This window comes from Paenibacillus sp. GD4 (assembly GCF_030846225.1).
Taxonomy (GTDB): Bacteria; Bacillota; Bacilli; order Paenibacillales; family NBRC-103111; genus Paenibacillus_G; species Paenibacillus_G silviterrae.
Window position 1 is genome coordinate 511,912 of the sequence record NZ_JAVCYK010000001.1, and the last position, 19,460, is coordinate 531,371.

General features: G+C 50.5%; 18 protein-coding genes. 6 read left to right on the forward strand and 12 right to left on the reverse strand.

The genetic code is table 11. The features are described from left to right. Nucleotides 1-125: 125 nt before the first annotated feature. Nucleotides 126-284 carry a hypothetical protein gene (locus RAC89_RS02300; RefSeq protein ID WP_306611504.1) on the reverse strand — a complete coding sequence of 53 codons (159 nt, stop codon included), beginning with the start codon at nt 282-284 and terminating at the stop codon, nt 126-128. Between the two features lie 145 nt (nt 285-429). On the opposite strand from RAC89_RS02300, the gene RAC89_RS02305 reads away from it, so the two are divergent. Both RAC89_RS02305 and RAC89_RS02310 read left to right on the forward strand, forming a co-directional pair. Continuing rightward, nucleotides 430-1,206 carry a peptidylprolyl isomerase gene (locus RAC89_RS02305; protein WP_306611505.1) on the forward strand — a complete coding sequence of 259 codons (777 nt, stop codon included), beginning with the start codon at nt 430-432 and terminating at the stop codon, nt 1,204-1,206. Continuing rightward, on the forward strand, nt 1,203-4,289 hold the full coding sequence (locus RAC89_RS02310; RefSeq protein WP_306611506.1) for a peptidase domain-containing ABC transporter: 3,087 nt from the start codon (nt 1,203-1,205) through the stop codon (nt 4,287-4,289). Before RAC89_RS02305 ends, RAC89_RS02310 begins: the two co-directional genes overlap by 4 nt. Nucleotides 4,290-4,409: 120 nt before the next feature. Here the strand turns inward: RAC89_RS02310 and RAC89_RS02315 are convergent, their stop codons facing one another. From RAC89_RS02315 to RAC89_RS02340, 6 genes are all read right to left on the reverse strand, one after another. Further along, complete coding sequence (locus tag RAC89_RS02315) at nt 4,410-5,381, reverse strand: NAD-dependent epimerase/dehydratase family protein (protein WP_373429890.1); 972 nt, start codon at nt 5,379-5,381, stop codon at nt 4,410-4,412. 129 nt (nt 5,382-5,510) lie between these two features. Beyond that, entirely contained in the window at nt 5,511-6,707 is a 1,197-nt protein-coding gene (locus tag RAC89_RS02320; protein ID WP_306611508.1) for an MFS transporter, read from the reverse strand. Further along, a complete protein-coding gene (locus tag RAC89_RS02325; protein WP_306611510.1) occupies nt 6,704-7,153 on the reverse strand; it encodes a MarR family winged helix-turn-helix transcriptional regulator in 450 nt (149 codons plus the stop codon). The genes RAC89_RS02320 and RAC89_RS02325 overlap by 4 nt, the downstream gene beginning before the upstream one ends. Before the next feature lie 235 nt (nt 7,154-7,388). Beyond that, entirely contained in the window at nt 7,389-8,870 is a 1,482-nt protein-coding gene (locus RAC89_RS02330) for a GyrI-like domain-containing protein (protein ID WP_306611511.1), read from the reverse strand. 78 nt (nt 8,871-8,948) lie between these two features. After that, the gene (locus RAC89_RS02335; protein ID WP_306611513.1) at nt 8,949-10,049 is read right to left on the reverse strand and encodes a winged helix DNA-binding domain-containing protein; all 1,101 of its coding nucleotides are present in this window, start codon (nt 10,047-10,049) and stop codon (nt 8,949-8,951) included. A gap of 95 nt (nt 10,050-10,144) precedes the next feature. Further along, nucleotides 10,145-10,513, reverse strand: coding sequence for a YidH family protein (locus RAC89_RS02340; protein ID WP_306611514.1), 369 nt, complete (start codon nt 10,511-10,513; stop codon nt 10,145-10,147). Nucleotides 10,514-10,756: 243 nt separating this feature from the next. On the opposite strand from RAC89_RS02340, the gene RAC89_RS02345 reads away from it, so the two are divergent. The 3 genes from RAC89_RS02345 (at nt 10,757) to RAC89_RS02355 (ending at nt 11,935) form a co-directional block, all read left to right on the forward strand. Beyond that, nucleotides 10,757-10,960 carry a cold-shock protein gene (locus RAC89_RS02345; protein WP_284640106.1) on the forward strand — a complete coding sequence of 68 codons (204 nt, stop codon included), beginning with the start codon at nt 10,757-10,759 and terminating at the stop codon, nt 10,958-10,960. Between the two features lie 76 nt (nt 10,961-11,036). Beyond that, nucleotides 11,037-11,303: a cold-shock protein gene (locus tag RAC89_RS02350; protein ID WP_284640108.1), complete on the forward strand. Its 267-nt coding sequence runs from the start codon at nt 11,037-11,039 to the stop codon at nt 11,301-11,303. A gap of 419 nt (nt 11,304-11,722) precedes the next feature. Then, the gene (locus tag RAC89_RS02355; protein WP_284640110.1) at nt 11,723-11,935 is read left to right on the forward strand and encodes a hypothetical protein; all 213 of its coding nucleotides are present in this window, start codon (nt 11,723-11,725) and stop codon (nt 11,933-11,935) included. Nucleotides 11,936-12,047: 112 nt separating this feature from the next. On the opposite strand, the gene RAC89_RS02360 is transcribed toward RAC89_RS02355, so the two are convergent. The 5 genes from RAC89_RS02360 to glgB all read right to left on the reverse strand — a co-directional run bounded on the left by RAC89_RS02360 (nt 12,048) and on the right by glgB (nt 18,103). Then, the gene (locus RAC89_RS02360; RefSeq protein WP_306611517.1) at nt 12,048-12,224 is read right to left on the reverse strand and encodes a hypothetical protein; all 177 of its coding nucleotides are present in this window, start codon (nt 12,222-12,224) and stop codon (nt 12,048-12,050) included. 71 nt (nt 12,225-12,295) lie between these two features. Further along, nucleotides 12,296-13,723 carry a glycogen synthase GlgA gene (glgA, locus tag RAC89_RS02365; RefSeq protein ID WP_306611518.1) on the reverse strand — a complete coding sequence of 476 codons (1,428 nt, stop codon included), beginning with the start codon at nt 13,721-13,723 and terminating at the stop codon, nt 12,296-12,298. A gap of 113 nt (nt 13,724-13,836) precedes the next feature. Continuing rightward, nucleotides 13,837-14,946, reverse strand: a complete 1,110-nt coding sequence (glgD, locus tag RAC89_RS02370) for a glucose-1-phosphate adenylyltransferase subunit GlgD (protein ID WP_284640116.1) — start codon at nt 14,944-14,946, stop codon at nt 13,837-13,839. Between the two features lie 7 nt (nt 14,947-14,953). Next, a complete protein-coding gene (locus RAC89_RS02375) occupies nt 14,954-16,114 on the reverse strand; it encodes a glucose-1-phosphate adenylyltransferase (protein ID WP_306611521.1) in 1,161 nt (386 codons plus the stop codon). Nucleotides 16,115-16,138: 24 nt separating this feature from the next. Beyond that, on the reverse strand, nt 16,139-18,103 hold the full coding sequence (glgB, locus tag RAC89_RS02380; protein WP_306611522.1) for a 1,4-alpha-glucan branching protein GlgB: 1,965 nt from the start codon (nt 18,101-18,103) through the stop codon (nt 16,139-16,141). Nucleotides 18,104-18,284: 181 nt separating this feature from the next. Between glgB and RAC89_RS02385 the strand changes: the two genes are divergently transcribed. After that, nucleotides 18,285-19,388: a peptidylprolyl isomerase gene (locus RAC89_RS02385; protein WP_306611523.1), complete on the forward strand. Its 1,104-nt coding sequence runs from the start codon at nt 18,285-18,287 to the stop codon at nt 19,386-19,388. Nucleotides 19,389-19,460 lie beyond the last annotated feature (72 nt).

A 19,460-nucleotide genomic window follows, 5' to 3' on the forward strand; every position in this document is an offset into this window, starting at 1 on the left:
AATTCGGCGGGATAGGCTTCCTCCTTCCACTATATCAAGCGAAATTTAGTTCCACATAAGCAAACGGGGTGTTCCCTCAAGTAGAATTTCTACTTTTGGGACACCCCCTCTTTTCTGCTGCAATATCACGGACGAATAGCTACCTTTTTTACAATAGGTCTGGTACTCATGTGAAAGTCTCCGCCCTTAACGTCCTTCAGCTGCTCCTCGGAAACCTCCTGCGACAAATCCTTAAGCTCGACGGATTCCTTCTCATTCAGCTTCTTCTCATTATTCTCTGTCATCGTCATAACCTCCATTTTCATGATGGCATCATTATATTCCCTCTAGTTTAAGTTTGGTTTAAGTCATAAAAAATAAAAGAATCGCTATAAATCCGTACTGCATGCTAGAATAATTGCAAGAGCTGATAACGAGAGGAATGTAACTTTGGACACGGCAAACACGTTTGCACTACGCATCAATCACAGAGCAATGACCCTGAAGCAGCTGCTTCAAAGGCTGCTGGTTGACGCCTCTCTGGCGGCGGTCAGCCGCTGCAAGGAGGACTTGACGATGGAATGCTGGGCCGATACGCTTGGCCTTACCGCCGACACCGCCGCCCTGCAATCCGCGGTCAACCGGTTCCGCCGCGACAACGGGTTATTTACGACCGCTCAGACAGGTGAATGGCTGGAGCGCCGGTCGATGTCGCTGGATGACCTTGTCGCATTGCAAAAGCCGCAGGTGCTTAGAGCAGCTTTAGCCCGGCACACCATATCCGATGAAGACATTCATCGGCATTTCCTAGAAAATGCAAGCCGGTATGATCTCGCCGAGATTTCTATCATTGTAACGAGTGAACATGGCGTTGCACAGGAACTGCTGTTTCGGGTGGAGGAGGGCTCCGACTTTCATGCGCTGGCGCGCGAGTATTCCATGGATGATACAACGGCCAAAGCCGGTGGATATATGGGATTTGTCGGCCGCGAGGATGTCGAGCCGGAAACAGCGGCGGCCGTTTTTAACACAGAGCCGGGCTCCGTACTAGGTCCGTTCGAACGGAAACGCGGGCACATCGTTCTGCTGGTTGAAGAGCTTTATCCGGCCGAGCTGAACGAGGCTCTCAAAGAAAAAATCAGAGAAGAGCTGTTTCTATATAAGCTGGAAGCGTATCAGCGTACACTCGAAATACATGAAGATCTATGGAGCTTAGGTGAGGGATGAAGCTTGTGAACGGAAACGGCCTACATTATTTGCATCACATTCCCCTATTCGATGTATTTACTACAGAAGAGAAGCTGCTTCTTGCCGAGCAGTTTGAGCTGCAGACGTTTTCCATGGGGCAAATGATAATCGACCAAGCTAGTCCCGCGGATTCCTTTTATATCATCGTGAGCGGCAAAGCTAGAAAAATAGGATTCTCCGCTGCAGGGCGGGAAACGAATCTCGGTTTGCTGCTGCCAGGGGAGCATTTCGGTGAGCACAGCCTGCTGGACGGAGAATCGGCCCCGCCTATTACGATCCGTGCATCCACGGCACTGGAAGTACTGCGCCTCGGCCGCCGTCAGTTTCAAGACATGGTTGCCCAGCACCCTGCCATAGATAATTATTTCAGGCAGTTTATTTCCTCGGATGTCATCCGTACATTTTTGAAAAACAACACGGTGCTTACCCATGTCGACCATGCCGCACTACGTTCGCTGCTCGACCTGCTGGAGGTTCGCATTTACGAGCCCGGCTCTTGTCTCGTTAGCGAGGGAGAGGTCGGCGACGCATTTTATATCGTCAAGACCGGCTCCGCGCTTGTGGAGAAAGGGACTGAGGCTGCGATAGTCAACCGGCTTTATCCCGGGGATTTTTTTGGCGAATTGGCGCTGCTTACCGGAGAACCGCGCAAGGCGACGATTCGTGCCGCAGAGACCGTGACCGCCTTTCGTCTGTCCAAAACGGATTTCGATGAGCTGATCCAGAAGTATCCCGTCATCCTGGAATCGATCCGCCGGATCTCCGCCCACTATACTGCCCAAGCGATGGTGATGGTTGAAGCCCCCGAGGAGGCTGAGCCGGCAGCTGCACTGCAGAGTGATTTTCATCCTTCCGACGAATCGGCGCCACCCATCTCGCGTACCGCTAAGCTTTGGAATTCTTGGAATGCTTGGAAATGGCGGCGCCAATTCCCTGTGCTCATGCAGCAGAGCGAGATGGATTGCGGTCCCACATGTTTAACGATGATTTCCCGGTATTACGGATTGAACGCCAGCGTAAACCGGATGCGAGAACGCTGCAATGTAGGAGCCGAAGGAACCTCCATGCTCGGGCTGATCGAAACCCTTGAGTCTCTCGGATTCTCGGCCAAAGGGCTGAATACGGCGAGCAGCCTCCTGAACGAGCTGCCGACGCCTTTCATCGCGCATTGGAACGGCAATCACTACATTGTCGTGTACGAGGTCGGAAAGGATGGGGTCATTGTCGCGGACCCGGCACTCGGGTATATCGATACCGTCTCGTTCGATACTTTTCGTAATCATTGGTCCGGTTATGTTATCACCATGCAGCCCGCCGGTCCTCTTGCTCCGCTGAATGACAGGGAAGTACTGTGGAAAAGGTATCTAGACTATATTCAGCCTTCCAAGAAGCTGCTCTTGTCCGCTTTAGGCTTATCCGTCATGATCGAGCTGGTCTTTCTTATTTTTCCGGTAATGACACAACAAATTTTCGACCGTGTATTGGACACGGCGAATTGGTCTCTGCTCCATATTCTTGTCGTCGCCATGCTTGCGCTAGTCTGCTTCAATACCGCTAGTATCGCCATTCGGCAGAAGCTGATCGGACGTCTTGCCCAAGCGATCGATCACTCCATGCTGGACAGCTTCTATCGTCAGCTGTTTCGCCTGCCCTATTCGTACTTTACAAAACGAACGTCAGGGGACATCCTGACACGAGTCTACGAGAACGAAAAGATACGCAGATTAATGACCGACAGTGCCATAGAGCTGCTGCTTGATATTTTGACCCTGCTTGTTTATGGAGGACTGATGGCTTATTACCATCTAGGTCTTGCTCTCATCTCCTTCGCTCTTATGCCGCTATATATCGGCCTCTATGCCTACCTGCTGCCAAAGATGCGCCGCAATGTTCGTAAACAGCTCATTGCCGAGGGAGAATCCCAGACGCAGATCGTCGAGGCAGTTCAAGCCATCGCGACCGTTAAAGGCTTATCTATGGAGCGTGCCATCCGTGGCAAGCTGCTAAGCAAGCTAAGCCGATTACTGGCGCTGCGGCTGGAGGGCAATCGGCTTGAGGCTGCCGCCAAGGCTGCGGCATCGGGCTTGCGATCCATAAGCCAGGTGGCCTTGCTGTATTTTGGCTCCAACTTCGTTCTGGAGGGGCAGCTGAGCGTTGGTGAGCTTGTTGCTTACACCGTGCTCTTCACTTCTTTTTTGTTCGCACTGGAAATGATCTCGCAGCGAAGCGGAGAGCTCTCCGAGGCACGCATTTCCATGGAGCGGCTCAACGATGTATATGAATCTACTCCGGAGCACCCTGAGCCGGGTAACATGCGAATGCTTCCGTCCATTCAAGGCCATATCCTATTTGAGAAGGTTTCGTTCCAATATTACCGCGGAGGGAAGATGATCCTACAAAATCTGGACCTGGAGCTGAAACCGGGGCAAACGGTAGCTCTAGTCGGACGAAGCGGCTCGGGCAAATCGACCATAGCCAATTTGCTGCTCAAGCTTCTCGAGCCGTCAAGCGGAGCCATATATATTGACGGCTACCCCCTGCGGGAGGTGCATGCTGCCTCGATTCGCAAACAGGTCGGCGTCGTGCAGCAGGAGACGATGCTGTTCCGAGGCTCGGTTCGCGACAATATCGGTTTGAGCAGCGAGAACGTCACCATGGAGGAGATCGAGCGTGCAGCCAGGCTGGCCGGTGCCCATGAGTTTATCGAAGCGCTACCGCTCGGCTACGATACGATGATTGGCGAGGGCGGTATCCGGCTGTCCGGAGGACAGCGCCAGCGGATTGTCATAGCGCGTGCGCTCATTAACAACCCGCGGATCCTTATCTTCGATGAAGCGACAAGCGCCCTGGATACCGAATCGGAGCGAATCATCCAGTCCAATATGGGCGAGATGCTGCAAGGAAGAACGACGCTGATTATCGCGCACCGGCTCAGCACGATACGCCACGCGGATCTAATTGTCGTGCTGGACCAAGGCGCCGTTGTTGAGAGCGGAACGCATGATCAGCTTCTTCAGCAGAAGGGCATCTATCATTACCTGCTCCAGCAGCAGTCCTTATAATTTGATCGAGCTGATGAATACCCTCCTTCTTTTCTCTGCAGCCACCTCACCAATACATCCTCCCGCATGTTTAACATAACGGAGGACGTACATCGTTTATAATTGATCAATCAATCACAATTATTCCTTCTGTGCCTGCATTAGCGTACGAATCGTTTCCGTAATCCCCTCTTGAAAGCCAGTTGACGATATCGGACCGATCTGACGTTGGTACTTCTCTCCGCTCAGAATCAACGGCTCTTCCGTTAAATATAACATCTCCACAATTTCCTTCATTACCGGTATAAATAGTCCGATTAATGACAAGCTTACTCTGCCAAGCGAAATGACGGGTTTGCTTTTCCCGCTGGCCGCTTTCGCGATGCGAACAATGTCATGGCCAGAGATGATCCCTGTTCCCGGAATGTTCCAATTTTGTCCATAAGCACTGTCTCGCCCGGCAAGTTCGACGATCATCTTCGCGGCGTCGGGCAAGTATACATACTCCCTGGGGATGTGCATGTTCCCGATAAAAAAAGCCATTTTACCGGCTGCAATGGCCTCAAGAGTCGAACCGAGATAGGAAGCTTCATTGGCAGTAGGGCCATAATAATCAGGCAGTCGGACAATCAAACGCTGCACATTATCCCAGCGGTGACTAAATATCATTTGTTCGAATGCCAGTCGTGTTTTTCCTTTTTTGGTATGCGGCTGCTTCGGATGTTCCTCGGTTACTCTTTCCATCCTCTTTCTCCCGTAGGGATAGATTCCGTCAACGGCAACTACTTTCAAGCCCCTCTGTTTGGCCGCTTCCATAACCGCCTCTCCCAAAGGGATCAGCTTACTGACCATTTCATGGTAAGGCACGTTCGCGCAATGAAACAACACTTCCGCTCCTTCCGATGCCGAGAAAATGTCTTCTGACCGAAAAGCGTCGCCGACGTAGAGTGTCAAATGCTTAGGATTTCCAAGCCGCATGGCAAGCTGTTCGAGCTTCGCCTTAGAACGGCCGAAAATGACTGTGTCCACTCCCCGTTTGATCAGTTCCTCTGTAATTACCGAACCCGTTCCACCTGTAGCGCCCAACACCAATGCTTTTTTCAATGATCTCATCCCCATTTCATTTCAGTAAGTGATTAATCAATCAATTATTAATGCTATTATATGGCATAGTAAGTGATTGGTCAATAACTATTCTGCAAAAAAAAGAGACGCACTTTCATGCATCTCTCTTGGAATCTCTTATTCCGTCAATGCCGCCGGAACGATCTGCTTACGGTGATGCAAAACATAGTACAATGCCGCGGAGCAAGCAACGACCAATCCTGCTACAAAATACATCGTATGATAATTGGTACGGTCAGCCACAACTCCCAGCACGTAAGAGCCAAGTCCATATCCGAGGTCGAACAGCAGGAAATACGTTCCTGTAGCCAGTCCTCTTCGATGGAGCGGTGCGGCTTGGATCGCTATCGTTTGAAAGCTCGGGAGCAGCGCACCGAAGCCCAGTCCCAGCATAGCGGCAGCTGTGAAGAAGATAGCGGCGGAATTAGCGAAGCTCAAGGTGATCATCCCCGCAGTAAACAGCAATACTCCCGGGTACACCAGCGTATTTGGTCCGGAGCGGTCGAACCATTTGCCGGTGAACGGTCTGGAAATGACGATCATCGCCGCGAACACCATAAAGAAATAGCTGGCGTGCTTCCCTAGCCCGATGGCCTTAGCATAGACAGATAAGAACGTAGTAATGGCCCCGTACGAAAATGCGAGAAAACTGCCCGTCACCGAGATCGGCAGCGCTTTAGGCTCAATATACCCTCTCCAGCCCTTCACCGTCGGCTGCGCTGTCCTCACTGATCTGGCTTTATGGGGAATTCGTATCATCACCCCGCAGCTCAAGGCCATAAGCCCAAAGGCTATGCATACGATAAACAGTACCCAATGGCTCGAGTAAGTAATGATCGTTAAGCCTAAGAAGGGTCCCACAACCATGGCCAGGCTCATAAACAAGCTGAAATAGCCAACCCCTTCGCCCTTGCGGTTCTCGGGTACAAGCTCGACGGCAATGGCACCGGTAGCAGTCGCCGCAATTCCGAACGAAATGCCGTGTATAAACCGAAGCAGCAGGAGAGGCAAGTAGCCTTCCGTGTACATATATGCTGCGGTACAAGCCGAAAACAGCAGCAATCCGAATAAGAGAATCCATCTAGGCTGATATTGATCAAGCCACTTGCCGGTCAGCGGGCGCAAAATGACTGTCGAAATAATAAATGAAGTCATGATTAAACCGACCTGCTGCTGTCCTCCGTGCAGTGTTTCGGTTACAAAGACAGGGAGCGTCACAGCAAGAATATAAAACGTCATAAACAAAAAAAAGCTGCTGAAGCAAACAGCAACAAAATTACGATTCCATAGCTTTGGTTCACCTGCGGTATTCACTCTGTTTCCTCCCGTTCTCGGATGTCTTGGTTCGTATTTTGGGTCATTTGGATCAATAACTCCCGCAGGATGTGAATCTGCTCCTCAGTAAAACCTCGCATAACGGAGGAAATGACTCGCTGCTCAATCGGAACAAGCGTCTGGTCAAGCCCCCTGCCTTTGTCTGTAATGTACGTAAGAAAGGAACGCCGGTCCGACGCATTCGCTCTCCGTTCAATCAGACCTTTGCGCTGAAGATGATCCAGTATTCTGGTAATATTCGTCTGATCCTTCTCCGTTCGGCGGGCAAGCTCCTTCTGGCTGATTCCATCCTGCTCGGCTAGCCGATGAAGGACGGTCCATTGCTCGGTTGTAATATCATAAGCCTGAAAATGCAGGGTCAACAGCTGGCTCATTCTCCTTCCAGCATGATTGATAAGAAACCCGAACGAATCCTCCAGCTTCAAAGAAATGACCTCCCGAACCTAATTAATTGCTATAGCAATTATATACCCAGCATCTATTGTTGTCAAAGAATTTGATTCTCCCGCTCTACCATCTTCTAGTATTCCCAATGTCAGCTGAGATGTCTCCTGATGATACCCTCTTTCCTTAGGAAAAAACAATTCAACTGCGGTCTTTCCTGTAATGTGGAGGTGATCCGCAAAAAAGCCGCTCTCATGAAAGAGCGGCTAGAAAGATTCAGCTTGTTTTTCGGTAAAGATCCAAAAGTTCCGCGATGGGAATGCCGTCGATTCGAAGTCCCTCCAGCTTGCAGCCCGTAATGTTGACATCGCTTAAATCGCAGTTTTCAAACACAGCTGTACTAAGATCACTGTCACGGAACACGACCGGCTCTACATTCACCCAGCCTTTCGTACCAGGCTCCCCCTCCAATCGGCTCTCTGCAGCATCCGGTCGCCTGATATCCTCGAACAAGGTGCCTCCCATCTGAATACTGCGAACATGCACGCCTGCAAAATATATATGCTCCAAGCTGGCATGGACAAAATTCACATGTTTCAGCTGCGTGTCCCTCATATCCATTCCATAAAGCTTCGCTCCCTGGAAGCTTACCATACGAATATGTTCCCCGCGAAGATCCTGCAGAGCATGACCTCCCTTCTCATCAACGACAATCTTCTCCGTCAATCGAGCATCCCGAATCCTCTTGCGTACAGGGAAATGAAGCTCGAACACGGATGCTTCATCGTCTGCGCCGACAAACCGGTGATCGTGAAGTTCATATTCGTAATCGTCGATAGCGTCATAATCCGCCTGCCGCGGCATCCAGTAGCCGTGGAAATAGTCCCACACTCGTCCGAATCCGCTTGCCTTGCCGCGGTAAGTAATGACAACCGAATCGTGATCCGGTATCGTCCTCTCCACCATGCCTTCGGGAATAGGCTCCTTCGAATCAGGCATAATCTCCACACCTGCTAAGTAACGGAAATTTTGACCGGGACCGAACGGCGGCTCATAAAGATAAAGTCCGATAGTAGCGTAAGGCTTCTTGCGGTCTTTCGTTTCGGAAAGCCTTGGCATGACCTCTTGCCAGAAATGTGGAATCGCAACCGCAGGATTTATCTCCTTCTGGTTCACGTCCATTTCAAGCCCGACAAGTCTTCGACCGGCGCTCCCTCTGCGTACTTCCACCCCGATGATTTCGGGATAAGCCGGCGGCAGTAAGCTTGTTTTTCCCTCAGCGTGAAGCGGCGCGTAAATTTCATAATCAAAATGATCGATGACATCGGCAGGAATGTCAAACGGGTTGACCGGCTGCAGGGGATTTTTCTCATAGCTGAAGGAGCCCTCACTAATGTCCCGATCGTAGCTTGAGTCACGAAACCATTGAGCTAAGGAGCCGTAAGCAGCTTCCATCTGTGAGTGATCTCCTTGGACTATAAGCTTTGCGAAGCGCTTCGGAGGAATCGTTATCGTTTCTACCCCCGCAGGCAAGCCATCCAAGCGATCCACCGTCATACCCACCCACAATGTCGTTACCTCTGTTGCCCATTGCCATTCCGGGACAAACACATACCCATGCTCCCGATCCGTAACGGCCGGGTTGCCTTCTAGCAGGACCGAGATCTCCTTCCACGCTTCCCTTACCCACTTCCCATCTCTTGGAATCCTCAGCACCGCTGCCTTCAGCTCCGGTCGTTCAATGATCTCAATCTTCATACTTCACCTCAAAAATGGGAATGTTTGGTATCATTGTTCCTATACATTCTCCATTTACTAGTGATTTCCTCCTTGCTGCTATGAGGATATCGAAAGGTCAAGCAATGACATACCCATAAACGAACAATAGCGCCGGGCAGCCTCCTCCATATCGTTCCTTCTGTTACCCATAGGCAGGAACAGGTCGATTTCCATATGTATGCCCTTGCTTTTCAACGTACGCTTCCATATACCGCTGACTTGCCCATCGATAACAATTGTCGGCATAAACACACCATTATTGCCAGGCACCACACGCGGTGCAAACTCCGCCTCCAAGACGACATCGCGTTCCTTATAACCCAGGACATATTCATCAAATCCAGGGAGAAGGTGAACGGACGTCACTTGTCCTTCGCGCCCGGCAAATCCATCCGCCCTAACCCAATAAACGCGATCTTCCATCTCCAGTGATTCTAATGAAAATGAAACGGCTTCCAAGCCCTTCCTCGCATCCGATAAGGTAATCCCAGCCCACCAGGCAAAATCCTGCACCGTTGCGGGACCGTGTCCATAGAAATAGCGTTCCGCCAGCAGGGCAAGCGCTTCTTCTCTCGAAAGGTCCCTACTCCTCGGTACCCATTCCTCCAACAAAACGAATGTTTGCTGCTTGCCTTCCTTGGGTCCCATGCAAATAAGTCCGCTCTGCGCGAAATACCATAACAGATGATAACCCCGTTGATGGCTTGTGCCGATCCCAGAATTTTCAAGCAGCTCCATTAACGCATCCCTGGTTAGGCGTTGGTTTCCTTGCAGCGCGTGGACTATAATATCCCTGCTGCGTTCCACCATTTCCTTCGTGAGCCCCAGCTGCTCATGCCTTTTCTGTTCTCTAGCCTGCAGCCGCGGAGCGACCAGCTTTAGCATCCATCGGACATCATCGGAGGATACCATATGTATCGTACCTCGCAGCAGCCATGTCAGGACCATCTTGCCCTCCGCAATGGCTTGCTCCACCTCGGTAACGGATGCGGACTGCAAACGAGATCCTACGGCCCAGAGTACCTGGTGGTAATCCTGTGCCTGCAATGCTCCCATATACTGAACAACCTGCTCCGGCTTCCCGAAAAAATCACTTGCTATCCTTTGATGCAGCAGCCTTTGTCTTGCGATGTAATGCTTCGTCATAGTGATGGACATGAACAACCCTCATATTCAAATAAAAATGAAGTAATATGAATAATCAGCTTTATCTGTTAAAAGTATATACGAAAATGGCAATCGTTACTAACGAATCAATACATCAATAAAATGATAACCAGAGCTAACAGAAACATGTCCATGAGTCCTAAGCTGGCAAACGTAACCCATACGGAAACCCTTGGAGAACGGAACGTTTCTTGATTAATTCCTTTCTGCTTGACCATATAATCCCTGGTGGCACATGCCATAATGATAGCCCCAAAAAGAACCGCCCCCACCCCTATTATGGCTGCGATCCAGCGCCCGATATGCTCGAAGGACGTCGCTCGGAAGACCACACCGGCCGCTAGAAAGCCTAGCCCAACGATAGCAATGCCGGTACGCACCCAAGCCAAGTAGGTTCGTTCGTTGGCAAGATGCTGTTGAATATATCGGGAGTCCGCTGTTTTGTTATCATCCAAAAGGGATCCCTCCAATCAGCGTAATGAGACATTCGTTATTATTCCTTGATTAAACGTTTGTAACCGACACACTTGCATTTATCCTTTTTTTGTAGTAAGATATAGTTAATTATTCAAATGGAAACCAATTCACATATTGAAAAAGGTCTCATTTTTATGATGGTACTTTTTTCAATGTGTGAATTTTTTTGTTTTTAAGGAAAATGAACATGTTAAAAAAAATTATTTGGAGGTAATCACACTATGCAAACAGGTACAGTGAAATGGTTTAACGCAGAGAAAGGCTTTGGCTTCATCGAAAGCGAAGGCGGCGGCGACGTGTTCGTACACTTCAGCGCCATTCAGGAAGAAGGCTTCAAGTCTTTGGATGAAGGTCAACGCGTACAATTCAATGTAGTTCAAGGCAATCGTGGACCACAAGCCGAGAACGTAACGAAAATTTACTAAGCTGGAAACGAAAGCTGCTCCTGAACAACCTTCGGGAGCAGCTTTTTTTCATATCAAACCATTGGGGGGATTTACAATGTATTTAAACTTTCGCAACAAGCATATCGAGGAACTCCCGAAAGAAGATACGGCAGTATGGTCCTGCACCAAGGAAGATTGCAAAGGCTGGATGCGTGATAATTTTGCCTTCGCACGAGAGCCGATTTGTGGTATCTGTGCATCCCCGATGACGAGCGAGATGAAAATGCTGCCTTTGCTGATCAATTCAAACAACGATTTGAAGGCGATCAAGAGAGGCGTGGAGATTACGAAAACAGGTTTATCCACTTCCCCGGTTCTCTAATAAGCCATAACAAAAAAGACCACCCTTACCGGCGCTCCTCGCTCGGCGGATGGTCTTTACCTTCTACTTGAATCCGAACCTCAAATTCCAACAACTAACCACTTACACAAACCTTAACTGCAAACCTTGAAACACCTAAAACAACGAAAGCCCTGCCTCTCTTCCATCCTTGCGGCTCCGAAGACCGCGCCAGTGAGAATCGGGTTGATCCAAAACAAAAACAGATAAGTCTAAGCTATATGTGATACGGCTGGACACCCAGCGTATGCTTTTCAAGTAGATATTTCATTATATCACGAATGAAAAATAATAGCAATAGTTCATCTTATAAACATAATCACTGCGCTCCGGGCATACATATAATTTTGTGTCCAAAAAAAGCAAGTCCTTACGAATGAAAGGATCGGTGAAGAAGTTTTATGTGGGAAAGCGTATTGAAAAAGCAGCAATTGGAAATTCATGTTAATTCGAATGACAAATCGATTCGGTTCCAGGTTGCCTCCTCCGACTCGGAAGGGAACCCGGTTCAGCTGGAGCTCAATCAATCCGAGCTGTTCGAGCTGATGCACACCTTTTTGCATATTAACCGATCGTTTAATAAAGAGACCATGTATTATGAAGAGGTCGGCTGACGCCCCCTTCTGCTTTGCCTGCAACCGTCAGGGAATTCCCTGACGGCCTCAGCCGAGGCTTTCCCGCTCAAGGGTCTTCAATGAAAGCGGCGGCTCCATGTATCATCCCCTTCTATTCTGCGGCTTCCCATTCAATCTGGAGGCTGCGGGCAGCCCATTCCCTTACCAGAATCTCGATGGCGCCCTCCTTCTCTTCCTCCGTAAGCTCCTCCATTTTATAATCGTCAATTTCGATGGTTGCTTCCTTCAATAACTCGCCGTGCACGGACAGGCGGATGTTTACTTTCATGATGCCGTCTTCCTCCTCTGAATGGGGAAAACCAATACCCGTAGGAGGATATTGGTTTCCCGCTAACTGTGTTATGTTGTCAGCTGCTCATATAATCCCGCATATTGCTGAGCCGACTTGCGCCAGCTGAAATCTTTTTTCTTCATATTCGCAAGCAAGCTTGACCAAGCGTCCGGCTGCTTGTACAGCTGAATGGCGCGCTCTATCGTGAACAGCATATCATGGGCGTTATAATGGGCGAAGCTGAAGCCGGTCCCCTCTCCGGTTACCTCATTGTAAGGCTGTACCGTATCCTTCAAGCCGCCCGTTTCCCGGACAATGGGGACGGTGCGGTAACGCATCGCGATCAGCTGTCCGATGCCGCAAGGCTCGAACAGCGACGGCATAAGGAACAGATCGGAGCCGGCATAAATTTGTCTCGCCAGGGCCTCATCGAACAAGATGTTTGCTGACAGCTTGTCCGGGTATTCGGAAGCGGCCCAGCGGAACAGCTGCTCGAAGCGCGCTTCTCCCGTCCCGAGAATGACGAACTGGGCATCCAGGCTGAGCAGCTCGGCGATCACGCGGTCGATCAAATCGAGCCCTTTCTGATCGACAAGCCTCGTTACGAGGGAGATCACGGGCGTTTCCTTCGATATCGGCAAACCGAGCCGCTCCTGAAGCTTCAGCTTATTCTGCAGCTTCTTGGAGAGGGAATCCCGATAGTTCACCTCAATCCTGGGATCTGTCATCGGATCGAATTCATCATAATCGATGCCGTTAATAATACCGCTCAGACGATAGCTTTGGCTGCGCAGTAGGCTGTCCAAATTTTCCCCGTAATAAGGTGTTTGGATTTCCTCCGCATAGGTAGGACTCACCGTAGTTATGAGATCGGAATACAGCAAGCCCCCCTTCAGGAAGCTGGCGCCCCCATGCTGCTCCAAGGCATAGCCGTGCAAATGCTCGTCCCCTAACGAGAAATAGTCCTTGAACTGCTCCTTGCCGAAAACGCCTTGATACTTCAAATTATGTACGGTCATGATCGTCTTTACGTGCTGGAATGCCGTCTGGTGGCTAAAATGCGCTTTATACAGTACGGGGATCATGCCAGCCTGCCAATCGTGGCAGTGGATGACATCCGGCATATAATCGATGTGCAGCAGCGAATCGAGTACGGCCCGGCAGTAGAAGGCGAATCGCTCCGCGTCGTCCCCGTACCCGTAACAGCCCTTGCGGCGGAAATAAAATTCATTGTCGAGGAAATAAAAGGTGATGCCTTCCCATTCCAACCGGAATACCCCGCAATACAGCGAGCGCCAGCCCATCTGCACTTGGAAGGAGGTGACTGGCTCCATCAACTCCACAAGCCGTTCCGGGATGTCTTCGTACTTCGGAAGCATGACGCGCACATCCAGCCCCTGCTTCACCAGCTCTTTCGGGAGCGAGCCGATAACATCGGCAAGTCCTCCCGTTTTCACAAAAGGTACTGCTTCTGACGCGGCAAATAACACTTTCATGGCTTCCTACCACTCCTTTATATTTGTACGCGGCGCGGAAAAAACAAGGTGTCTCCTGCTGCCGAACCGGCTGTCTCACTCGGATAGAGACACCCTTTACGCCGTGCCGATTTCTAAATGACCTTGGTCTTGGAAGCGATAAACGGTGCTTGCTTGTCACCCGTGAGCACTCGCCCTCTGCTGATGAACACGTCTTTATCCAGGATGGCATTCTCGATGATGACATTTTCTTCGATTTCACAGTTTTGCAGGATGATGCTGTTTTTGACATAGGCGCCCTTGCGTATTTTCACTCCACGGAACAGGATGCTGTTCTCGACCTTGCCCTCGATGACGCATCCGTTGGCGATAAGAGAATTCCTCGCGTTCGCATTCTCCGAGTACCGTGCCGGAGGCTCATCCTTGACCTTGGTATAGATCAAATTTTTCTGGAAGAACAGCTCCCGCCAAATCTTAGGATTCAGCAGCTGCATGCTGTGTTTGTAATAGCTTTGAATCGTATTTACAATGCCAGTATGGCCTTGATGGAGATAGCCGTAAACGCTGAGCCTGTCGATATTCTTCATAATGCCGTCACGCACCAGGTGATCGTAGCCCTGTGCCAGGCAGGACTCCACCATATCGAGCAGCAGCTCCTTGCTCATGACGTACATTTCCAGCGAAATGTTGTCCGTGCGCAGTCGTCCGGTTTGATCCTCGATTACCGTCACTAGGCCGTCATCCTTGACTGCCATCCGGCGAAATTTCGCGTATTCCTCCTCGTCCGCTTTCTTGTAGACGACGGTGACATCCGCATTTTTCTCCAGATGATAATCCAGCACCGCATTGTAATCGATATTGCAAATCATATGGCTGCGGGAGATCACTACATACTCTTCGCGGCCGCGATAGAAGTAATCCCGATGGCTGTAGAATTGGAACAAATCGCCGCGGGCCATTCCCGTCGTCTCATGCAGCACTGCAGGAAGCAGGAACAAGCCGCCGCGCTTACGGTCGAGGTCCCATTCCTTCCCGGACCCTAAGTGGTCCATGAGCGAACGATATTTATGTTGAGTGAAAACCGCCACATTCTCGATACCGGAATTCACCATATTCGACAAAGCAAAATCGACCAAACGATAGCGGGAGCCGAACGGCACCGAGGCTACACATCGGGAATAAGTCAGTTCTTCCAATTCATCCGGCTCGTTCACCAGATTGATAACTCCCATTAGTCGCTTCATAAAGCACTCACCCTTTCGTGGACGCGGTCGCCGCTGAGATATGCTCGTTATTGCCGATCAGGACAATATCCTGATTTCCATCCGGTTCGCCGATGACACATCCGTCTTCCACGACCGTCCCTTCGCCGATGATGGCTTTATAAATTTGTACGTTCTCCCCGATCACGACACCCGGCATAATTACGGAATCCTTGATCAGGCTCCCCTCGCCTACCTGAACGCCATAGAATAAGACCGAATGATCAACGGTGCCGGAAACCCAGCAGCCTTCGTTGATCAGAGAACGCTTGATTTGAGCGGTTGGAGCGATATACTGCCCCGGCTGGCAAGGATTGACGGAATAGATGCGCCATTCCTTATCGTTCAGGTTAAACTCCGGCTGCTCCTCCAGAAGATCCATATTGGCATCCCATAAGCTCTGGATCGTACCGACATCCTTCCAATAGCCCTCGAACGGATAAGCATACATGCCCTTATCTTCTCTGAGCATCCGCGGAATGAGATCCTTGCCGAAATCCTTGCTGGAATCCGGATCCGCTTCATCCTTGGTCAAGTATTCCTTCAGCATGTGCCAGTTGAATATATAAATCCCCATGGAGGCCAGATTGCTCTTAGGCTCCTTCGGCTTCTCTGCAAATTCAGTGATCCGGTTCTCATCGTCGATGCTCATGATGCCGAAGCGGCTTGCTTCGTCCCATTTTACCTCGATTACGGCAATGGTGGCATCCGCACCCTTACTTTTATGAAAGTCCAGCATCAGATCATAATCCATTTTATAAATATGGTCACCGGAGATGACCAGCACGTATTCCGGGTCAAACTGCTCAATAAATGAGATGTTGCGATAGATCGCATTGGCGGTACCCTTGTACCAGTCGCCGCCGCTCTGCTCCATGAACGGTGGAAGCACGGAGACACCGCCGTTCTTTCGGTCCAGATCCCACGGGGTTCCGATACCGATATAATTATTCAATACAAGCGGCTGATATTGCGTCAATACACCTACGGTGTCAATGCCTGAGTTCGTGCAGTTGCTAAGGGTAAAATCAATGATTCGATACTTGCCCCCAAAATGGACGGCCGGCTTCGCCAGCTTGCTCGTTAGAGCCCCCAATCTTCGGCCTTCGCCGCCTGCTAGAAGCATCGCTACACATTCTTTACTGCGCATCGGCACTACCTCTCTCTCTTCTGGTTATTCGGCTTTTTTTCGGGGTCTTCCCCGTTTGGCAGTGCTGGTCACGGATTCTCTTACCAGCTTTACCGGCTTGATCAGCACGGCAGCCAGCGGTGGTACGGCGATCGTCAGACTATACGGTTGGTTGTGCCACGGGACGGGCTCTGTTCCCAGCATGCCGCTGTTTAGCTTGCCGGAGCCGCCGTATTGGCCTGCATCGCTGTTAAAGCGCTCGACGTATTGGCCTTGTACAGGCACGCCGATACGATATTCCGAATGGTAAACAGGAGTGAAGTTGCACAGGATGATAAGGAAATCGTCAGAATCTTGTGATTTTCTCATGAAGGTGGTGATGCTCTGCTTGTTATCGTGCGGGTCGATCCAAGTAAAGCCGTCAGGTGAGTGGTCGAGCTGCCATAAGGCTTTCTCTTGCAAGTACATGTGGTTCAAATCGTGGACGTAGCGCTGCATGCTTCGATGACTGTCAAAGTCAAGCATTTCCCAATCAAGATCTTCAAGATCTTTCCATTCGTCAAATTGCCCGAACTCGCCGCCCATGAAAAGCAGCTTTTTCCCGGGATGCCCCATCATATAACCGTAGAGCGTCCGCAGATTGGCGAACTTTTGCCAGTAGTCACCCGGCATTTTATTAAGGAGCGATTTCTTGCCGTGCACTACCTCATCATGCGATAAGGGTAACACGTAATTCTCGGAGTACGTATACATGAAACTGAACGTAAGCAAATTGTGACTGCCCGGGCGGAAATACGGATCGGTCTCCATATACTTCAGCATATCGTTCATCCAGCCCATGTTCCATTTGTAGTTAAAACCAAGGCCTCCCTCATGGACCGGCGAGGTTACCAGGGGCCATGCCGTGGAATCCTCAGCCATCATCAGCGCATGCGGGAAATAACCGTAGACGGTCATATTCAGCTTCTTGATAAATTCAATGGCCTCGAGGTTGCTGTCGCCCCCCAGCCGGTTCGTGATCCACTCCTCCCGGGGCTTGCCGTAATTGAGATAGAGGATGCTGGCGACGGCATCAACGCGTAATCCGTCAATGTGGAACACTTCCATCCAGAACACGGCGTTGGAAATCAGGAAGCTGACAACCTCCGGTTTGGAAAAATCAAAGGAGAGCGTTCCCCAATCCTTCTTCTCCGCCCGAATCGGATCCTTGTATTCGTACAAGGGCTCCCCGTCGAACTGGCGCAAGCCGTGCTCATCCTTTACAAAATGTCCCGGCACCCAGTCCATGATGACGCCGAGTCCTTCCTGATGGCATCGGTCTACGAAATACATGAAGTCCTTCGGTGACCCGAAACGGCTCGTCACGGAAAAATAGCCTGTTGCCTGGTACCCCCAGGAACGGTCGTACGGATGCTCGGCCAGCGGCATAAGCTCGATATGGGTATAGCCCATATCCTTGACGTACCGAACCAGTTCATCCGCGAGCTCCCTATACGTATAGTAGGCACCGTCCGGCCTCTTCTTCCAAGTCCCCAGATGCACCTCATAAATATTGAGAGGCTCGTTATAGACCGATTGCCTCTGCTTGTTCTCCTGCCAGGCTTGATCCTCCCAATCATATCCCTCCAAGGAATATACGCGGGACGCCGTTCCCGGCTTCAGCTCGGAATGAAAGGCGTAAGGGTCGGCCTTATACAGTGTCGTTCCGGAGGATGTCACAATTTCGTACTTGTAGTATTCTCCCTCCCGAACATGCGGGACAAAAAGCGACCAGACGCCCCAGGTACTGATCTTCTCCATACGGTGGCGGGTGCCGTCCCAGCAATTGAAATCTCCTACGACTCGAATGTCTCTTGCATGCGGTGCCCATACGGCGAATCGGACGCCCTTAACGCCTTCCGATTCCATGATATGCGCCCCGAGCATGCGGTAGCTTTGAAACAGGCTTCCCTCGTGGAACAAATACAAGTCTTCCGGACCGGGGATCAAGCTTTTCACGTTTCGTGTCATCCCCCTTTACTTCAATTTTTCGGGCTCTACATAAAAACATACTACACGCAGATGAGAAATCCTTTCTGACCCTCCAAATTTTCGGTAAATCTTTGAAAACAAATTGTGCGTTTTCACAAAAAAGGATTTCCCCCTCGCATGTGGAATACTTCTACATACTCTGTCGAAAGGTTGGATAGGAATGATGAAGGATAAGTTTCATGGGCTTGTGCTGGGGTTAACCTTAGGGCTTGCCATCAGCGGCTCCGTTGCCTACGCGAGTGGGACACAGATTGAAGTATATTTCCAAAACCTCAAATATATGTTTGACGGAATTGAGAAAAAACCGACGGCCGACCAAGGCGCGGGCTTCATTTATAATGGCACCACATACGTGCCTCTGCGCTTCGTAAGTGAAGCTCTCGGCAAGGATGTGGCTTGGGACGGCGACACGGAAACCATTTACGTCGGGAAGAAAATCAATCCCGCTTCCGTTGCCGCTGAATATGAAGGCGGTCAGGTGACGATGGGAGAGCTGCTGAAATTTTTGAAATTCCGCAGCCTTCTGAATCCGCAGAACGTACAGTATGAAGAGGATCCGCAGTATCGAGAGTACATGCTGAATCAGTTGGTTGGATACACGATTTTGCATGGCAGAGCGAATGACACTGTGAAGGCTCAGCTGCCGGAAGCGGTCAGCAAGCAGCTGGAGCAAACGAAGCAAAGCTTGGTAGCCGCCGCTCCGGGCAAGGATTTCGCCGGGCTGCTGACGAAGAACGGACTGACGGACGAGGATTTCAACCGGTATATGGAACTGCTGATCGCTTCGGATAAAACGATGCTGTCGGAGCTTGCAGCAACCTCCAAAGGAATTCAGAAGGCTTCCGTCCGCCATATTCTGATCGGCTTCCAGGACGAGCAAGGCAAGGAACGCACGAAGGAAGAAGCCTCCAAGAAGGCGCAGGAAATTCTTGCGAAGCTGAAGGCCGGTCAAGATTTCGCCGCGCTTGCCAAGCAGTACTCCGAGGACCCGGGCTCGAAGGACAACGGCGGCTTGTACGCCAATGCCGATGTCAACAATTGGGTAGAGCCGTTCAAGAAGGCTTCTGTTGAACTGGAGCTGAACAAGATCAGCGAACTGGTCGAAACGGACTACGGCTACCACATCATCCGGGTGGAGAACCGCTCCGTGACGCCGTTTGACAAGCTGGACACGTACGAGCAGCATCAGCTCCTTAACGATGCCTTTGAGCATTTTATGCAGGTGGAAGTGCCGGCGAAGATGAAGGCAACTCATTTGGAATAAGCGACTGGAGACCAAGCCGTGGGCTTGGTCTTTGTTTTTACCGTACACCTTTGCAGCATTCTGGCATCCCTT

What these genes read in the sequence shown, in the direction of transcription:
- RAC89_RS02300 (WP_306611504.1), bottom strand. Translation starts at nt 284, where the DNA reads ATGACAGAGAATAATGAGAAGAAGCTGAATGAGAAGGAATCCGTCGAG.
- RAC89_RS02310 (WP_306611506.1), top strand. Translation starts at nt 1,203, where the DNA reads ATGAAGCTTGTGAACGGAAACGGCCTACATTATTTGCATCACATTCCC.
- RAC89_RS02315 (WP_373429890.1), bottom strand. Translation starts at nt 5,381, where the DNA reads ATGAGATCATTGAAAAAAGCATTGGTGTTGGGCGCTACAGGTGGAACG.
- RAC89_RS02330 (WP_306611511.1), bottom strand. Translation starts at nt 8,870, where the DNA reads ATGAAGATTGAGATCATTGAACGACCGGAGCTGAAGGCAGCGGTGCTG.
- RAC89_RS02335 (WP_306611513.1), bottom strand. Translation starts at nt 10,049, where the DNA reads ATGTCCATCACTATGACGAAGCATTACATCGCAAGACAAAGGCTGCTG.
- RAC89_RS02345 (WP_284640106.1), top strand. Translation starts at nt 10,757, where the DNA reads ATGCAAACAGGTACAGTGAAATGGTTTAACGCAGAGAAAGGCTTTGGC.
- RAC89_RS02350 (WP_284640108.1), top strand. Translation starts at nt 11,037, where the DNA reads ATGTATTTAAACTTTCGCAACAAGCATATCGAGGAACTCCCGAAAGAA.
- RAC89_RS02355 (WP_284640110.1), top strand. Translation starts at nt 11,723, where the DNA reads ATGTGGGAAAGCGTATTGAAAAAGCAGCAATTGGAAATTCATGTTAAT.
- RAC89_RS02360 (WP_306611517.1), bottom strand. Translation starts at nt 12,224, where the DNA reads ATGAAAGTAAACATCCGCCTGTCCGTGCACGGCGAGTTATTGAAGGAA.
- glgA (WP_306611518.1), bottom strand. Translation starts at nt 13,723, where the DNA reads ATGAAAGTGTTATTTGCCGCGTCAGAAGCAGTACCTTTTGTGAAAACG.
- glgD (WP_284640116.1), bottom strand. Translation starts at nt 14,946, where the DNA reads ATGAAGCGACTAATGGGAGTTATCAATCTGGTGAACGAGCCGGATGAA.
- RAC89_RS02375 (WP_306611521.1), bottom strand. Translation starts at nt 16,114, where the DNA reads ATGCGCAGTAAAGAATGTGTAGCGATGCTTCTAGCAGGCGGCGAAGGC.
- glgB (WP_306611522.1), bottom strand. Translation starts at nt 18,103, where the DNA reads ATGACACGAAACGTGAAAAGCTTGATCCCCGGTCCGGAAGACTTGTAT.
- RAC89_RS02385 (WP_306611523.1), top strand. Translation starts at nt 18,285, where the DNA reads ATGATGAAGGATAAGTTTCATGGGCTTGTGCTGGGGTTAACCTTAGGG.